This window comes from Pseudorhodoplanes sp. (assembly GCA_032027085.1).
Classification (GTDB): Bacteria; Pseudomonadota; Alphaproteobacteria; order Rhizobiales; family Xanthobacteraceae; genus Pseudorhodoplanes.
Window position 1 is genome coordinate 1,134,875 of sequence record JAVSMS010000001.1, and the last position, 16,886, is coordinate 1,151,760.

Below are 16,886 nucleotides of genomic sequence, written 5' to 3' on the forward strand. Positions count from 1 at the left end.
GCGCAGATGCGGCCAGGAACGCCCTTGCCACACCCAACTGCAAAAGGGCTGCTCCGGTTCCGCCGCGCGCCCCATTTTGAATAAGCCGGGGCTTATCCCCGGCTTATTCAAAAGCACGGCACAGGCGAGCAATGATTTGGGGTCTTACCGCTGTCCGGCTCAAAAGCCACCGAATTACACCATGCAAGAAGCTTGGTGCCCAGGAGAGGACTCGAACCTCCACGGCTTTCACCACTGGTACCTGAAACCAGCGCGTCTACCAATTCCGCCACCTGGGCTTGGGGGCGAGACATAAGTGCGCGTCTTGTGCATTGTCAATGTTTTGGCCCTCTATACAGTCCAAAAACGATGCTGTATTCGCCTCTCGCGCCGGTCCTGGCCGGCGAGAGCAGTCCCAAGGCAGACTCATGCCCATCAAGACCAATTCCGACACCCTGATCACTATCTTTGGCGGCTCCGGCTTTCTCGGCCGCCATCTCGTACGGGCCCTCGCCAAGCGCCGCTACCGTATCCGCGTCGCGGTCCGGCGGCCGGAGCTGGCCGGGCATCTGCAGCCGCTGGGCAGCGTCGGGCAGATTCACGCGGTTCAGGCCAATCTGCGCTATCCGCGCTCCATCGAAGCCGCGATGCGCGACGCCTCGATCGCCATCAATCTTGTGGGCATACTGTTCGAGCGGGGACGCCAGCAATTCGACCTGGTTCAGGCGCAAGGCGCCGAGCAGGTGGCGCTCGCGGCGTCCGCTGTCGGCGCCAAGGTGATCCATGTCTCGGCGATCGGCGCGGACGAAAACTCGCCCTCGCGCTATGCGCAATCCAAGGCCCGCGGCGAGGCTGGCGTCCTGGCGGCCGCAAAGGATGCCGTGATTTTCCGCCCGTCGATCATGTTCGGGCCCGAGGACGATTTCTTCAACCGTTTCGCCTCAATGGCGCGCCTCCTGCCCGCCCTGCCGCTGATCGGCGGCGGGCAGACACGCCTGCAGCCGGTCTATGTCGGCGACGTCGCCGAAGCCATCGCAAGCGCGGTGGACGGCAAGGCGCGCGGAGGCACGATCTACGAGCTGGGCGGACCGGAAGTGCGGACGTTCAAAGAGATCATGGAATACGTGCTTGCGACCATCGAGCGCAAACGCGTGCTGGTCCCGTTGCCCTTTGCGCTCGCCAAGCTGCAAGCTTCCGTTCTGCAGTTTCTGCCAAAGCCGCCGCTCACGCCCGATCAGGTCGAATTGCTGCGTGTCGACAACGTCGTCTCCGAGCAGGCGATAGCAGAGCGCCGCACGCTGGACGGGCTTGGCCTGCCGGCAACGCCGGCCGACGCGATCGTGCCGAGCTATCTGTGGCGCTTCCGCAAGACCGGACAATTCCGAACCGGCCGGCTGGCATAGATCTGGCGCGCAGTCTACCAACCGATCGCGAGCGCGATCAGACCGAGACAGCCGACAATCACACGCCACCAGGCGAACAGTCCGAAACCGTGCCGTGAGACGTAGCCAAGGAACGTCTTCACCACGAAGAAGCCGGCAATAAACGAGCAGGCGAAACCGACGGCAACCAACACCACATTGTTGGAAGTCATCTGTCCGTAATTCTTGTAAAGATCGTAGGCGAAGGCGCCGGCCATGGTCGGCATCGCCAGATAGAATGAAAATTCCGCGGCCGAGCGCTTGTCGGCGCCGAGCAGCATCGCCGACACGATGGTGGCGCCGGAGCGCGAGACGCCCGGAATCATCGCGAAGCACTGGAAGATGCCGATGATGAGATACATCGGCAGCGAGAATTGCGTCGCATCGTGGTAGCGCGGCTTCAATTCGAGCTGATCGACCCAGAGCAGCACCGAGCCGCCGGCGATCAGCGTGAAGCAGACGATCCAGACATTGAAGAGAACGCCCTTGATGATCGAATGCGCGGCGGCGCCGATCAATGCGGCGGGGAGAAACGCGATCAGCACGCCGAGCACGAAGCGCCGCGCCGCCGGATTGGAGAACATGCCGATGGCGATGCTCCAGAGCTTGCCGAAATAGATCGACAGAATGGCGAGGATGGCGCCGAGCTGGATGAGGACGACAAAGGTCTTGCCGAAATCGTCATCGCCGATCCCGAGGAAGCGTTCGAGCAGGAGCAGATGTCCGGTCGAGGAGACCGGCAGGAATTCCGTCAGCCCTTCGACCACGCCCAGCAGGGCTGCCTTGAAAATGTCGAAGGACATGGGGAAATCTCCGTCGCAAGTCTGAAGCGGGGAAGAATCGGGAGAGGCCGACGCTGGACCGGCTTTGTGGCGCAACCTTCATCGCACGGCAACGGCTAAGTCCGGCCTACACCCAGAGCCGTGTTTACCCGTCTTACACCTTGAGGCGTCAGGATTATCCGCACATCCCATGCTCACATTGTTTCATCATCCTTTCTGCCCGCATTCGCGTTTTGTCCGGCTGGCGCTCGGCGAATACGCGCTGGAGGTAGCGCTCGGCGAGGAGCGTCCCTGGGAGCGGCGCGAGAGCTTCCTGATGCTAAACCCTGCCGGCACAACGCCGGTTCTGGTGGTTGAAGGATACCCGCCGATTCCAGGCGCGTCGGTAATCGCCGAATACCTGCATGAAACCTATGGGGACAGGCTCGAAGAATACCCGTTGCTCGGACGCGAGCCGCATGCGCGCGTGGAGATCAGGCGCTTGCTTGCCTGGTTCAACGAGAAGTTCTTCGCGGAGGTCTCCGGTCCCCTAGTGACCGAGCGCTTTTACAAGCGGCACATGACCAAGGACCAAGGCGGCGGCCCGCCCGACACCGACATGCTGCGCGCCGCACGGGCTAATATCCGGTATCATCTGGCCTATATTGGCTGGCTGGCGCAAAAGCGCGACTGGCTGGCCGGCGACCGGCTGTCCTATGCCGATCTTGCCGCCGCCGCCCATCTTTCAGTGGCCGATTATCTCGGCGATGTGCCATGGACCGAAGACGAGAGCGCGAAGAACTGGTATGCGCGGGTGAAGTCGCGCCCCTCGTTCCGTCCGATTCTGGCGGACGTGTCGGCGGGCCTGCCGCCATCGGCGACCTACGCCGATCTCGACTTCTGAGCGATCCTGCACAACTCAAGCATGCTTTGAGCGACGCCGCACGCGCGCATGGCTTCGACACGCTGGGCATTGCGCGACCCGATGCCATTCCGCAGGCGCGCGAACGGTTCGAAAAATTCATCGCCGACCGCGCGCATGGCGACATGGACTGGCTTGTCACGATGGCCGAGCGCCGCGCCGATCCGCGCGCGCTGTGGCGGGATGTGCGCTCGGTCATCATGCTCGGCGTCAATTACGCGCAGGGCACCGACCCGCTCGCGATCCTGCAGCAGCGCAGCCTGGGCGCGATTTCGATCTATGCACAGGGCGACGACTATCACGAGATCATCAAGCCGCGTCTCAAGGCGGTGGCACGCTGGCTGATCGCGCAGGCGGGCGGCGACGTGAAGGTCTTTGTCGACACCGCCGCGGTGATGGAGAAGCCGCTGGCGGCGCGCGCCGGTCTCGGCTGGCAAGGCAAGCACACAAATTTGGTGTCGCGCGAATTCGGCTCCTGGCTGTTTCTTGGCGCGATCTTCACCACGCTCGACTTGCCGTTCGACGAGGCGGAGATCGATCATTGCGGCTCCTGCAGCGCCTGTCTCGACATCTGTCCGACTGCGGCATTCGAGGCGCCCTACAAGCTCGATCCGCGCCGCTGCATTTCCTATCTCACCATCGAGCACAAAGGTCCGATCCCGCGCGAATTGCGCGCGGCGATGGGCAATCACATCTTTGGTTGCGACGACTGCCTCGCGGTCTGCCCATGGAACAAGTTTGCGCAGGAAGGCCGCGAAGCGAAACTGACGGCGCGCGAAAGCTTGGAGGCGCCCGCGCTGGCCGAACTGGTGGAGTTGGACGACGCGGCCTTCCGCGCCCTGTTCCGCAAGTCTCCGGTCAAGCGTACCGGGCGCGACCGCTTCATCCGCAATGTGCTGATCGCCATCGGCAATTCCGGCGATCGCACGCTTGCGACAAAGGCCAAAGCCCGGCTCGGCGACCCTTCGCCTCTGGTACGCGGCGCCGCAGTGTGGGCGCTCGCAAAGTTGTTACCGGCGCAAGAGATTGCAGCGCTCGCACGCGAATACCATCACGGCGAGACCGACGTTATGGTTTTGCAAGAATGGGTGGAAGCGGACACCGCTTTTACTTCCGATTGAATCTCTTTTTGCGCAAACTGGCCTATACGCGCTCTTCCCGCTCATCCTAATATTTGGGTCGAGGGTGATCATGCATGGCTGAGCGCTTTGCGAACTGGTGGAGAAACCTCGCGCGGGACGGCCTGCCGCCAAATTCCATTTCAGCTTATGTTTTTGCGATGACCCTGATCGCCGTCTCCGCCATGATTCATGGCTTGTTCGTCGTGGTCGGCGGCAACGTGCTTCCGTTCACAGCCTATTATCCTGCGACGCTTCTGACATCGCTGGTCGCCGGCGCGGGCGCCGGCGTGTTCTCGATCCTGCTCAGCCTTGCGATCGCGTTGTGGGTCTTTCCCACACCGACGGCATTGGAGGGCGCCAATGTTGTCCTCTTTCTGTTGTGTTCGGCCGCGACCGTTGGCGTCGCCGAGCTTTATCGCGGCGCCTCCCGCCGCCTGCACGAGGAGGAACGGAAACGCGCGCTGCTGATGCGCGAACTCGAGCACCGCGGCAAGAACACCTTCGCCATCGTGCAATCCATCGTCAGCCAGACTCTGCAAAACCGAAAGGATATCGCCGACACCATCATCGGCCGGATCAAATCCGTTTCCGCCACGAACGACATCATCACCAGATCCGATCATCAAACCGCAGGATTGCACGTTATTCTGGCGCGCGAGCTTGATCCTTACGACCGCGCGCGGATCGTCCTGCGCGGCCCGGATGTACAGCTCGTCCCGGAGCTGGCGCGCTCGTTTGCCCTGATCGTGCACGAGCTCGCGACCAATGCCGTCAAGTATGGCGCCTTGTGCAACCCCGGCGGCCGGTTGAGCGTGGAGTGGTTCATGGACGGCACATGGCTGTCTCTGGTCTGGACCGAGGAAAACGGACCCGCGATCGACAAACCTTTCGAGCCGGGATTTGGCGCCCGGCTGGTGACGCGTCTCCTGAAAAGCCATGGCGGCGACATCACATCGGAATTCCGGCCGGACGGCCTGCGCGTGCGCATGTCGATTGTGCTGCCGGCTGCCAGCATCGACCCTCCTGCTCCGCCCTTCGCCGACCGCCGCGCGGTGGCCGTCCGCTGAGCAGGGCCGGACACGGCCATGTCATTTGGTTCATCCCGCAGCGATTTCCGCGTCACCAATTCTCGGCTCGAGCAAGCCGCCGCGGCCCAACCGGCGATGCAACCAAATCGGAATCCTCTAGCAGATCTTGGCGTCTGATTTTCCGCGTGCCTTGGGACCGGGACCGCGCATGTAATGGCGTTCCGGCCGGTATCTGTCGCGATGACGTCGGGAGATGTCGCGCAGCCATGCGCCCAAGGCCGCGCGAATGCGTTGCAGAAGAATGCGTGCGATCACGTCAATTCATTTCCGGACAGGGATTCGTCGGTCAGGACGATGGAAAGCGCAGTCCGGCGGCCAAGTAAAATAAGCAATTTTACGGACGTCATAGCCAAATGGCTATGAATGCGGCCGGTATTCACTGCGAGCGGGAATTTCGTTCCTGCGCTTCACTGTCGGTGTGATGCGGGCATCTCACCGTGGTCCAGACCGGACCAAGATCGACTGCCTCGGCTTCGAGGCATTCCACCTCGAGTCGCAAGGCGCCGCCGCCGGAAAACAGCAAGGTGACAATGCCGCCGGGCGCATCGCTTTCGGAAAATTCCACGGCCAGCAGGTTGAGAACCTGCTCCTTCGCGCCGCAATCGAGATCGCGGCACTTGCAGGACATCACACGGTCAAAACGCAACGCGGTGCGTCGGCGCTGAAAGGCGGGGACGGCCTCCTGCGCGGCTTCCCAATCGAAACGGTTGAGCGCGATCACCACCCGGTGCTCCGCCGGGCGCCACAGGATCTCGCCAACTTTTGTCACGGCGTCCTGCAGATGGGCGGAGATGACTTCCAGATCGTCGCGGTCGAGCGCGATCAGCTTGAGGGGGTCGGAATGCATGACAAGGCCTCGGTTCAGCGAGCCATGCCGCAACAGTTAGGGAGGGGATGAGGTCGGCGCAAGGCGTTGGGCCGTCGTCCCCGCGAAAGCGGGGACCTATAATTAGTGCGGTGTGTCCCCGAAAATCGCGCTTCGCGCGGCTTCGGGGACATCGCCAACTAACCCGAAATCCGCTCCACATCGGCGCCGCAGGCGCCGAGCTTTTCCTCCAGGCGCTCGAAGCCGCGGTCGAGGTGATAGACGCGGTTGACCACGGTCTCGCCTTCGGCGGCGAGCGCGGCGATGACGAGCGACACCGAGGCCCGCAGATCGGTCGCCATCACCTGCGCGCCCTTGAGGCGGTCGACGCCTTCGATGGTCGCGGTCTGGCCGTCGAGCGAGATGCGGGCGCCGAGCCGCGCCAGCTCCTGCACATGCATGAAGCGGTTCTCGAAAATGGTCTCGGTGATGCGCGAGGTGCCTCTGGCGCGGGTCATCAGCGCCATCAGCTGCGCCTGCAGGTCTGTGGGAAAGCCCGGGAACGGCTCGGTCGTGACACTCACCGGTGCGAGCCCGGCGCCGTTGCGCGCGACGCGTATGCCCTCATTGGTCGAGGTGACGGTCGCGCCAACATCGGCAAGCGTGTCGAGCGCGGATTGCAGCAACTCCGGCCGCGCATTTTCCAGAAGCACGTCGCCGCCGGTCATGGCGACCGCCATCGCATAGGTTCCGGTCTCGATGCGATCCGGCAGCACGCTGTGCCGGGTCGGGCCAAGTTTTGACACGCCCTCGATGACAATGCGGGGCGTGCCGGCCCCGGAAATTTTCGCGCCCATCTTCACGAGGCAATCCGCGACATCGCGCACTTCCGGCTCCTGGGCGGCGTTCTCGATGACGGTCGTGCCGTTCGCCAGCGCCGCCGCCATGATCGCGACATGAGTGCCGCCAACGGTGACTTTGGGGAAAATAATCTCGCCCCCGCGCAATCCTTTCGGCGCCTTGGCGACCGCGTAGCCGGCTTCGATGTCGATTTTGGCGCCCAGCCGCTCCAGCGCCATCAGCAGAAGATCGACCGGCCGCGTACCGATGGCGCAGCCGCCGGGCAACGATACTTTCGCCTCGCCCATCCGCGCCAGCAGCGGCGCGATGACCCAAAAGCTCGCGCGCATCTTCGACACCAGTTCATAGGGCGCCGTGGTGTCGACGATATTTTCCGCGGAAATCTTCACGGTCTGCCCGGCATTCTCGGCCTCGCCCAGCCGCTTGCCGGACAGCATGACGTCCACGCCGTGATTGTTGAGGATGCGCTGGAGCTGAACGACATCGGCAAGATGCGGCACGTTGTCGAGGACCAGCGTGTCCTCAGTCAAAAGGCTCGCAATCATCAGCGGCAAAGCGGCGTTCTTGGCGCCGGAAATCGCGATCTTGCCGTGAAGCGGCCTGCCGCCGGAAATGCGTATGCGGTCCATGAATTGTCGCCCCAGGGTTCCCACTTATCTCCTTAGCGCAAATCGCGCGCCGATTGGGGCGAAATTGGGAGGCCTTCAGCGGTCCGGCCGCCGGAGGGCTGGATCCTGCGGTTTATCGGCCTTGTCCGACGCGTCGCGCCCGCGCAACTGGGCTTTGCGGCGCTTGAGATTTTCCCGCAAAGCCTTGCCGAGGCGCGCGGTTCGCGCCTGTTCCGCTGCCGATTTGGGGCGTTCGGTCATGGTCATGGCACCTCGCCGGACTGGTGCCCGGTTTCTGAAGTTCGTGATACATCGCGGCGATCTACTCCACGAACTTCGGAAACCAAAGGGCACCAGCAACTATATGATTCGATTTGAAGTTCCTGACCTGAGCTGGCAGCAGGAGGTGCAGGACCTTCAAATCGGCGGCACTAGAAAAGCAATCCGGCCGGGCTGGCAAGCGCCTTGCGCGCCGTGCCCCCTTTATGGCAAGGAACGCGCCGTCTCCCGGCCAGCTTGACGTGTTTTGCCGCAGACGAATCGCTGCCGTAGCTCAGTGGTAGAGCACTCCCTTGGTAAGGGAGAGGTCGACAGTTCAATCCTGTCCGGCAGCACCATCCCGACCCGGCCGACGCGGTGCCGGTCTTGAATCGCAACGCCGGATCGCATGGACCTCGCGCATCTCCTCGACATGATCCGGCAACACGGGCTGGCGATCGTCTTTGCCTTCGCCTTCGCGCACAGCATGATTGTGGCTCTGCTCGCGGGCTATGCCGCCCAGAGTGGCCTGTTGGAGACCGGCAATGTCCTGGCGCTCTGTTGGGGCGGAAGTTTTGCAGGAGACGTCATCCGCTTCTGGATCGGACGCCGATTCGGGACGTCCTGGCTGCGCCCATGGCCGCGGCTGCAAACCGGACTGCAGAAGGCCGCGCGGCTGGTCGACCGGCATTATCTGTGGCTGCCGCTTGTGCATCGCTATCCGAACGGGATCCGCACCATCGGCGGTTTTGCCTTTGGTATGTCCAATCTGTCCTGGCCGGTGTTTCTCGCACTGAACTTCATCGCCGCCGCGCTCTGGGCGTGCGTGACCGTTTTTGCCGGATACGCCTTCGGTCATATCTCCGACACGGCGATGAATGACACCGCGTCGAATGTCGGCCTGATCCTGCTGGCAGTCTTTTTGGCAGCCGCCTGGCTGCTCAGCAAGCGACTCGACCAGGCGCTCGAGCGAAACTGAGCGACGCGCCGCTGCGACATCACGTCATTATTTCTTGGTCACAATTTAACATTTCTTGGTTGCAGTTTAACCTCCCGTTAACCCTGTTCGCACAGGCTTACGTCATCGCTTGATCGGGCTAAAGGAAGCGTCGGGAATGCACGGTGCCGTCCAACGCCTGGAAATTCCTGACACCGCGCGTCCGCAAGAATCGCTCGCCGATATCGGTGAGCGCGGCGGACGCCTGGGTGTTGAAATCGCCGACATCGCGGGGCTGATCGGCGATCTGACGGCACTCGGCCACAAACAGACCGAGCAGGCACGCGCCGCGGTTTTCGCCGCCCGCCAGATGAATCAGACCAATGCCGCGCTCGCGGCCGCGATGGACGAAGCGCGCGCTTCCGCCGATTCGACAAAAACGACCCTGAGCGAAACCGCGAGCGGCGTCGCGGAAACATTGGCGCGCACCACAGACAAGCTGGGTTTGCTTGGCGAAGGCGCGATCACGCTGAAAGCGTCGATCGAGAATGTGCGCGCAACTATCAAAAGCGTGCAGGACGCGAGCGAGGCAATCCAGGAGATCGCGCGCGACACACAGTTGCTGGCGCTGAATGCCGGCGTGGAGGCCGCACGCGCGGGAGAAGCCGGCAAAGGCTTCGCCATCATCGCCGACGCGGTGAAGATTCTGGCCGACAAGATCCGGCCCTTCACTGCAGAGAACCAGCGCAATCTGGAAGCGCTGAACCGCACACTGACGGCCCTGCTCGCGGAGGCCGACAAGAATGCGGCCGTCGCGCAGACCGCCATTGCCGATGCCAAATCCGCGCGCGAAACAACGACCACGCTGCAGGCGCTGGTGGAATCGGCGCATCGCCTGACCCATGACATCGACGCGATGTCGCAATCGGTCGAATCCAACACTGCCAGCTACGCCGATCTGCGCACCGAGCTCCGGGCGCTGGTGGACACGGTGAAAGTCTGCGACGCCAAGCTCACGCTGGCCGAACAGCGCGCCGAAACCATTCTCGGGATCAGCGAGGATTTCATCCTGTTCATCGCCCAGAGCGGCATCGAGACTCCGGACAGTCCGATCGTGGCGCTGTGCCAGGAGAATGCCCGCAGGATTGGCGCCTTGTTCGAGGAGGCGCTGGAGAAACACGAAATTTCCATCGCCGACCTGTTCGACGAAAATTATCGGCCTGTGGCCAATACCGATCCGCAGCAGACGATGACGAAATTCGTGGCGCTGACCGATCGCCTGTTGCCGCCGATCCAGGAACCGATCCTGAAATTCGATCCGCGCATCGTGTTCAGCGCCGCCGTCGACCGGAACGGTTATCTGCCGACGCACAACCGCAAATATTCGCAGCGCCAAGGCGCCGATCCGACCTGGAACGCAGCCAATTGCCGCAACCGCCGCATCTTCAATGACCGCACCGGCCTCTCGGCCGGACGCTCCACCAAGCCGTTCCTGTTGCAGACTTATCGCCGCGACATGGGCGGCGGCAATTTCGTGCTGATGAAGGATGTGTCGGCGCCGATCATGGTGCGCGGCCGGCACTGGGGCGGGTTGCGGATCGGCTTCAAGGTCTGACGGCGCAGCGAAACCCTGACCTACATCAAAGCCGGACAGCCGAACTTCCGCGATAAATGATCGCAAGAGGTTTGGCATGAGGAAAGCCCTGTTCAGTTTGTCCGCGATGCTGGCTGCGACTCTTCCCGCGATCGCGGCCGATGCCGACGATGTGCGTAGCGGCCGCGAACTGGTCAGGCAAATCTGCGCCGAGTGCCATGCTGTTCGTCCCGCCGAGGTGGAATCGCCCAATCGCAGGGCGCCGAGCTTTGAAGATATCGCCGGCGTCGCTGGGATGACTCCCATTGCACTGAAGGTGGCGCTGCGATCCTCGCACCGTGAGATGCCCAATCTCATTCTGAACGAGAACGAAATCGAACAGGTCGTCGCTTACATCCTGAGCTTGCCGGGAGACCGCCGATGAGAGCTGCCATCCACGCGCTCGCGGCGTTGCTCATGATGACAACCCTCGCCTCCGCCCAGGACGCCATGGAGCGCGGCCGCCGGCTGGCGGAAAAATTGTGCGCAGATTGCCATGCGATCGGCAAATGGCAGCGCAGCCCGCTGGCAGGAGCGCCGCCTTTCCGGCGGCTCGAGCCGCGCGTCGATTTCGATGAATTGCAGCAGCGGCTGCAGGAGGGAATCGTGTCCGGGCATCCGGCCATGCCGATGTTCATCCTCTCGGCAGAGGAAGCCCGCGCCCTCGTCGTCTATCTCCGGGCGATACGCAATTCCTGAACTTGCACGAGGTGAAAAGGCCGCCGGCTCGCGCCGCACGACCTTCGCCCATCAGGCTTAACCTAGCTGAGTCCGCCGAGCAGCCAGACAACCAGAATGATCGGCAGCGGAATGCCGATAAGCCAAAGCAATAATCCGCGTCCCATTGTCGCCTCCTCAGACCCCCTCACGGCACCAACGCGGGCCCGCCGCGGCCGTTCCGGATGAAAGAAAGCGGGCCAGTTGCAGCCTGTTTGACTGGGATCAAGGCTGAACCGCAAAGATTGGGGTCCTCTCTCTCGACAAACTCCATTGAACGCTTCTAATAAGGGTGGCGACCAAGCCATGAGGGCCGGAATGTCGGCCGGGATCTATGCTCCGGAACGCAAGCGCATGAATTACAAAGACTTTTTTCAGAACGCCCTGGATCGCTTGCATGATGAGCGCCGTTACCGGGTTTTCGCCGATCTGGAGCGCATCGCCGGCCGGTTTCCGGAGACGATCTGGCATTCTCCGCAGGGCCCGCGCGAAATCATCGTCTGGTGCTCGAACGATTATCTCGGCATGGGCCAGCACCCCAAAGTCATCGGCGCCATGGTCGAAACGGCGACCCGCATGGGTACCGGCGCCGGCGGCACCCGCAATATTTCCGGCACCAATCACCCGCTGGTCGAGCTGGAGCGCGAGCTCGCCGACCTGCACGGCAAGGAATCGGCGCTGATTTTCACCTCCGGCTATGTCTCCAATCAGACCGGCATTTCCACCATCGCCAAGCTGATCCCCAACGTCCTGATCCTGTCGGATTCCTACAACCACAATTCGATGATCGAGGGCGTGCGCCAGTCCGGCTGCGAGAAGCAGATTTTCCGCCACAATGACCTCGCCCATCTCGAAGAGCTGCTGAAAGCCGCGGTCGACCGTCCGAAGCTGATCGTGTTCGAAAGCATCTATTCCATGGATGCCGACATCGCGCCGATCGAAGGCATCTGCGATCTCGCCGAGAAGTATAACGCGATGACCTATATCGACGAGGTGCACGCGGTCGGCATGTACGGCAAGCGCGGCGGCGGCGTCGCCGAGCGCGACGGCCTGATGCAGCGCATCGACGTCATCGAAGGCACCCTCGGCAAGGCATTCGGCTGCTTCGGCGGCTATGTCGCAGCGAGCAATACGGTGTGCGATGCGGTGCGCTCCTACGCCCCGGGTTTCATCTTCACCACCGCCTTGCCGCCGGCGGTCTGCGCTGCGGCGGCAGCGTCCATCCGCCATCTGAAGAATTCGCAATGGGAACGCGACCGGCATCAGGAGCGTGTCGCGCGCGTCAAGGCGGTGCTCACTGCCGCCGGCCTGCCGGTGATGCCGAGCGACACGCATATCGTTCCGATCTTTGTCGGCGATCCGGAGAAGTGCAAGGCGGCAAGCGATCTGCTGCTCGCTGATCACGGCATCTACATCCAGCCGATCAACTATCCGACCGTGCCGAAGGGTACCGAGCGCCTGCGCGTGACGCCGACGCCCTATCACAACGATCAACTGGTCGATGCGCTGGCGGAGGCTCTGGTTGATGTGTGGCAGCGCCTGCAATTGCCGTTGAAGACGCCGGCGATCGCGGCGGAGTAGCTTTCGAAGCTTTTCGTTTTTCCTCATGGCCGGGCTTGTCCCGGCCATCCACGTTTTGATGCAGGGCGAGTGGATGCCCGGCACAAGGCCGGGCATGACGACATCGTCATTGCTTCCCGCCGAACATCCGCACGAAGACCGGCAGCGCCAGCGACACCAGCATGAAGCGCGCGACATGATGCGCGCCGACGAAGATCGGATCAAGATGCAGGGCCAGCGCGACAATCATCATCGCATCGAGCGCGCCCGGCGAATATGAAACGACGACATCGGCGACCCGCAACGACATCAGACTGATCGCGGCCCAGGCGAAAGCCGCGACCACCGCGGTCGCGACCGCGAAGGACCCCAGTCCCGCACCGAGATATTGCGTCAGCAGCCGCAGACCGGTATTGGCGAAACGCGATCCGGTGATGGCGCCGAGCGCAACCATGGTCGTGTTGACTACCCACCACGGCAACACGGCGTGAATGAAGCCACTGCCATGCAGCACCGCCGAAACCAGCATGGCGCCGAAGATGAGACCGCCAGGGAAGCGCATCCACTGCAGCAGCGCCGCAACGGCGCTGCTGACGATGACGAGAATGGCAAGCTCATGCAGCGGCGCATCGAGGCCGCGCTGCAAGCCGGCCGACGCCGGATCGATGAGGCCCAGAGCCGCGAGCGTCATCGGCAGAAACGCCGTCAGGATCACCACGCGGATCGTCTGCACGATGGCGATGCCGCGCAGATCAGACTTGTTCTGGTTGGCGTAGGCCATCACCTGCGACAATGCGCCCGGCATCGAACCGAACAGGGCGGACAGCGTGTCCCAGCCATGCACCTTGCGCAGATAGAAGGCGCTGGCGAACGTTACGCAAATCGTTGCCATGACCAGAAGGATCACGCTGAACGGCCAGGTGGCGATTCCGCGCAGAGTCTCCGGCGTCACCGCGGCACCAAGCGAAATACCGACTGCGACAAAGACCACCCGCGCCAGAGGCGCGGGCACATGCATCGACCTCTGCGCCAGCGCCGCGGCGGCGACTGCAATCATCGCACCCGACAGCCAGCCTGCGGGAAAACCGAACCAGGCGAACAGCGCGCCGCCTAACGTGCCGATGAGCAGCGTCTCAGCCAGACTGGTCAGCCAGATGGGACACCAAGTGGGACGCATGGCACCTTATGCCTCGCGACTTATTTGGAGCAAAGCGCAAAGCGGCATGCCTGCCATAACATTGCACAGTTGCGGCGCGCGCGTTAAGGAGCGCTTGCAATTTGGGAGGAGACTTCGATGTCACGCATTCACATCAAGGGCGGCACGATTGTCACAATGGACCCGGCCGTCCCCGACCTTGCGCGCGGCGACATCCTGATCGAGAACGGCAAGATCGCGGCGATCGCGGAGACTCTCGATGGCGCGGGCGCCGAGGTGATCGACGCCGGCAACATGATCGTCATTCCCGGCCTGATCAATTCGCACATTCACACCTGGCAAAGCGCGCTGCGCGGCATCGCCGCCGACTGGACGGTGGCGCAATACATGCAGGCGATGCATCGCGGCCTTGCCACGCTGTTCCGACCGGAAGACATCTACATCGCCAACCTGATGGGCGCGCTGAACCAGATCAATTCCGGAACGACGACGCTGGTTGACTGGTATCACAACAATCCGACCCCCGATCACACCAATGCCGCCGTGCGCGGGCTCGACGAGTCGGGCATCCGCGCCCTGTTCCTGCACGGCTCGCCGAAGCCGAACCCCAAGCCGGGCCAGAAGCATTTCAGCGAAGTCCCGATGCCGCGCTCGGAAGTGGAGCGCCTGCTGAAGGGCCGCTTCGCAAGCAAGGACGGCCTGCTGACCATGGGGCTTGCGATCCTTGGGCCCTATTATTCCGTTTATGAGGTCACGCGCACGGACGTGCTGCTGGCGAAAGAACTTGGCCTGATGGCGAGCATGCATGTCGGCGGCGGCAAGCCGATGGTCGCCGACGGCCACGAGCGGCTGCTCAAGGAGAAGCTCGTCGGCCCGCATTACAATATCGTGCATGGCAACGACGTCGCCCCCGAGACCGTGCGCGCCATTGTCGGCGAAGGCGGCACGTTCGTCGTCACCGCCGAGGTTGAGCTGCAGATGGGTTATGGCGATCCGCTGACCGGCCTCCTGCAGCAATGCAATTCGCCGGTGACGATCGGCTCCGACGTCGAGCCGGCGGCGCGCGGCGACATGTTTACGGCGATGCGCGTGACGCTGCAGCACGAACGCAACCGCTGGATCATCGATGACCTGCAGAAGACCGGCAAGCGTCCGGAAACGATGCCGGTCACAACGCGGCATGCGCTGGAATGGGCGACCATCAATGGCGCGCGCGTGGCCGGCCTCGCCGATCGCACCGGCTCGCTGACGCCCGGCAAACAGGCCGACATCGTCCTCTTGCGCGCGGACGATCTGGCGATGTTCCCGGTGCGCAATCCGATCGGCTCGGTGGTGATGCAGGGCGGCGTGTCGAGCGTTGATACGGTGTTCATCGCCGGCCGCGCCGTGAAGCGTAACGGCAAGCTTCTGTTCGCAGGCCTCGACGCCCGCAAGGCCGAGCTCGCCGCCTCCGGCAACCGGATCATGGAGGCGTTCGACGCTCTCCCGGGACGCGCGGCCTGATTCGCAAGGCGTGGGCAAATATGACCGCCGCCGGTCACAGGCAAGATCGGGGCCGGATACCGCCGTCATGCGGTAACGGTCTGCCTCGCCGGACCGGCGATTGCGCTTTGACCGCGACCATGTCTAAGGTCGCCGCCCTTTGTGCCGGAATCGTCAGTGCGACAATAGATAATGGCCCGTGACCAGATCGACATGACGCCGGTCGAGCGGCGCGACGAACTCGTCGCCTGGTTCGAGGCCGGCTGCAAGCCGAGGGCGCAATGGCGGATCGGCACCGAGCACGAGAAATTCCCGTTCACGGTGCATCGTCAAAATCCGGTGCCCTATGAGGGCCCGCGCGGCATCCGCGCATTACTGGAAGGCATGCAACTCCTGCTCGGCTGGGAGCCGATCATGGAGGGGGAGAACATTATCGGCCTCTACGATGTGACCGGCGGCGGCGCCATCTCGCTCGAGCCGGGCGGCCAGTTTGAATTGTCCGGCGCGCCGGTGGAGACCATTCACCAGACGCATACCGAGTTGATGGCACATCTGGCACAGGTGCGGGAAGTGGCACGCCCGCTCGGCATCGGCTTCCTCGGCATGGGCATGACGCCGAAATGGACCCGCGCCGAGATTCCGAAAATGCCGAAGGGCCGCTATCGCATCATGACCGAGTATATGCCGAAGGTCGGCAAGCTCGGCCTCGACATGATGTATCGGACCTGCACGGTGCAGACCAATCTCGACTTCTCCTCGGAAGCCGACATGGTGAAGAAGCTGCGCGTGTCGCTGGCGTTGCAACCCGTCGGCACGGCCCTGTTCGCCAACTCGCCTTTCACCGAAGGCAAGCCGAACGGCTTTCTCTCGTTCCGTTCGGAAATCTGGCGCGACACCGACGCCGACCGGTCTGGCATGCTGCCATGGGCGTTCGAGAGCGGCATGGGCTTCGAACGCTGGGTCGATTACGCGCTCGACGTTCCGATGTATTTCATCAAGCGCGGCGACACCTATCTCGACGTATCGGGGCAATCCTTCCGCGATCTGTTCACCGGCAAGCTCGCCTCATTACCAGGCGAGAAGGCGACCATTTCCGACTGGGCCAACCACATCTCGACGATATTTCCGGAGGTCCGCCTGAAGCGCTATCTGGAGATGCGCGGCTCCGACGGCGGCCCGTGGCGCCGCCTGCCGGCCTTGCCCGCCTTCTGGGTCGGCCTGCTCTATGATCAGACGTCACTCGATGCGGCATGGGATCTTGTCAAGAACTGGACCGCGGAGGAACGCCAGAAGCTGCGCGACGATGTGCCGAAGCTTGGCTTCGCCGCGAAAATCCGCAATCACACCCTGCTTTCGCTCGCGACCGAGACGCTGGCGCTGGCGCGCAACGGCTTGACGCGCCGCGCCCGCAAGGATCCCGGCGGCGCCGATGAGACGCGTTATCTCGAGCCGCTCGAAGACCTCGTCTCACGCGGCACGACACCGGCGGAAGAATTGCTGACAAAGTATCATGGCGAATGGGCGGGCTCGGTGGAGCCGATCTTTACGGAATATGCGTATTGACGTCGTAGAAGAAG

General features: G+C 62.9%; 16 protein-coding genes and 2 tRNA genes. 12 read left to right on the forward strand and 6 right to left on the reverse strand.

The features are described 5' to 3' along the window. Positions 1-193: 193 nt before the first annotated feature. Positions 194-278: transfer RNA gene (locus tag RO009_05485), tRNA-Leu, on the reverse strand. A gap of 135 nt (positions 279-413) precedes the next feature. Between RO009_05485 and RO009_05490 the strand changes: the two genes are divergently transcribed. Further along, positions 414-1,382, forward strand: a complete 969-nt coding sequence (locus RO009_05490; protein ID MDT3684478.1) for a complex I NDUFA9 subunit family protein — start codon at positions 414-416, stop codon at positions 1,380-1,382. A 14-nt stretch (positions 1,383-1,396) separates the two neighbouring features. Here RO009_05490 and RO009_05495 read toward each other — a convergent pair whose 3' ends face one another. Further along, positions 1,397-2,203: an undecaprenyl-diphosphate phosphatase gene (locus tag RO009_05495; GenBank protein MDT3684479.1), complete on the reverse strand. Its 807-nt coding sequence runs from the start codon at positions 2,201-2,203 to the stop codon at positions 1,397-1,399. 169 nt (positions 2,204-2,372) lie between these two features. Between RO009_05495 and RO009_05500 the strand changes: the two genes are divergently transcribed. From RO009_05500 to RO009_05510, 3 genes are all read left to right on the forward strand, one after another. Continuing rightward, on the forward strand, positions 2,373-3,065 hold the full coding sequence (locus RO009_05500; GenBank protein MDT3684480.1) for a glutathione S-transferase family protein: 693 nt from the start codon (positions 2,373-2,375) through the stop codon (positions 3,063-3,065). Then, positions 3,035-4,204, forward strand: coding sequence for a tRNA epoxyqueuosine(34) reductase QueG (queG, locus tag RO009_05505; protein ID MDT3684481.1), 1,170 nt, complete (start codon positions 3,035-3,037; stop codon positions 4,202-4,204). Before RO009_05500 ends, queG begins: the two co-directional genes overlap by 31 nt. Positions 4,205-4,278: 74 nt before the next feature. Then, positions 4,279-5,271, forward strand: a complete 993-nt coding sequence (locus RO009_05510) for a sensor histidine kinase (GenBank protein ID MDT3684482.1) — start codon at positions 4,279-4,281, stop codon at positions 5,269-5,271. A 397-nt stretch (positions 5,272-5,668) separates the two neighbouring features. Here RO009_05510 and RO009_05515 read toward each other — a convergent pair whose 3' ends face one another. The 3 genes from RO009_05515 to RO009_05525 form a co-directional block, all read right to left on the reverse strand. After that, positions 5,669-6,139: a DUF2948 family protein gene (locus RO009_05515; GenBank protein ID MDT3684483.1), complete on the reverse strand. Its 471-nt coding sequence runs from the start codon at positions 6,137-6,139 to the stop codon at positions 5,669-5,671. 158 nt (positions 6,140-6,297) lie between these two features. After that, complete coding sequence (gene murA / locus RO009_05520) at positions 6,298-7,587, reverse strand: UDP-N-acetylglucosamine 1-carboxyvinyltransferase (GenBank protein ID MDT3684484.1); 1,290 nt, start codon at positions 7,585-7,587, stop codon at positions 6,298-6,300. Positions 7,588-7,662: 75 nt separating this feature from the next. Beyond that, positions 7,663-7,833 carry a hypothetical protein gene (locus RO009_05525; protein MDT3684485.1) on the reverse strand — a complete coding sequence of 57 codons (171 nt, stop codon included), beginning with the start codon at positions 7,831-7,833 and terminating at the stop codon, positions 7,663-7,665. A 275-nt stretch (positions 7,834-8,108) separates the two neighbouring features. On the opposite strand from RO009_05525, the gene RO009_05530 reads away from it, so the two are divergent. The 6 genes from RO009_05530 to hemA all read left to right on the forward strand — a co-directional run bounded on the left by RO009_05530 (position 8,109) and on the right by hemA (position 12,692). After that, a tRNA-Thr gene (locus RO009_05530) sits at positions 8,109-8,183 on the forward strand. 50 nt (positions 8,184-8,233) lie between these two features. Next, positions 8,234-8,803, forward strand: coding sequence for a DedA family protein (locus RO009_05535; GenBank protein ID MDT3684486.1), 570 nt, complete (start codon positions 8,234-8,236; stop codon positions 8,801-8,803). Positions 8,804-8,939: 136 nt separating this feature from the next. Then, on the forward strand, positions 8,940-10,376 hold the full coding sequence (locus RO009_05540; protein ID MDT3684487.1) for a methyl-accepting chemotaxis protein: 1,437 nt from the start codon (positions 8,940-8,942) through the stop codon (positions 10,374-10,376). 76 nt (positions 10,377-10,452) lie between these two features. Next, positions 10,453-10,779, forward strand: a complete 327-nt coding sequence (locus RO009_05545; protein ID MDT3684488.1) for a cytochrome c — start codon at positions 10,453-10,455, stop codon at positions 10,777-10,779. After that, positions 10,776-11,093 carry a cytochrome c gene (locus RO009_05550; GenBank protein MDT3684489.1) on the forward strand — a complete coding sequence of 106 codons (318 nt, stop codon included), beginning with the start codon at positions 10,776-10,778 and terminating at the stop codon, positions 11,091-11,093. Before RO009_05545 ends, RO009_05550 begins: the two co-directional genes overlap by 4 nt. Before the next feature lie 372 nt (positions 11,094-11,465). Further along, positions 11,466-12,692: a 5-aminolevulinate synthase gene (gene hemA, locus RO009_05555; GenBank protein ID MDT3684490.1), complete on the forward strand. Its 1,227-nt coding sequence runs from the start codon at positions 11,466-11,468 to the stop codon at positions 12,690-12,692. A gap of 106 nt (positions 12,693-12,798) precedes the next feature. Here hemA and RO009_05560 read toward each other — a convergent pair whose 3' ends face one another. Beyond that, entirely contained in the window at positions 12,799-13,848 is a 1,050-nt protein-coding gene (locus tag RO009_05560) for an AbrB family transcriptional regulator (GenBank protein MDT3684491.1), read from the reverse strand. Positions 13,849-13,965: 117 nt separating this feature from the next. Between RO009_05560 and RO009_05565 the strand changes: the two genes are divergently transcribed. Further along, a complete protein-coding gene (locus tag RO009_05565) occupies positions 13,966-15,330 on the forward strand; it encodes an amidohydrolase family protein (protein MDT3684492.1) in 1,365 nt (454 codons plus the stop codon). Positions 15,331-15,501: 171 nt separating this feature from the next. Beyond that, positions 15,502-16,872: a glutamate--cysteine ligase gene (locus RO009_05570; protein MDT3684493.1), complete on the forward strand. Its 1,371-nt coding sequence runs from the start codon at positions 15,502-15,504 to the stop codon at positions 16,870-16,872. The last annotated feature ends 14 nt before the right edge of the window (positions 16,873-16,886 follow it).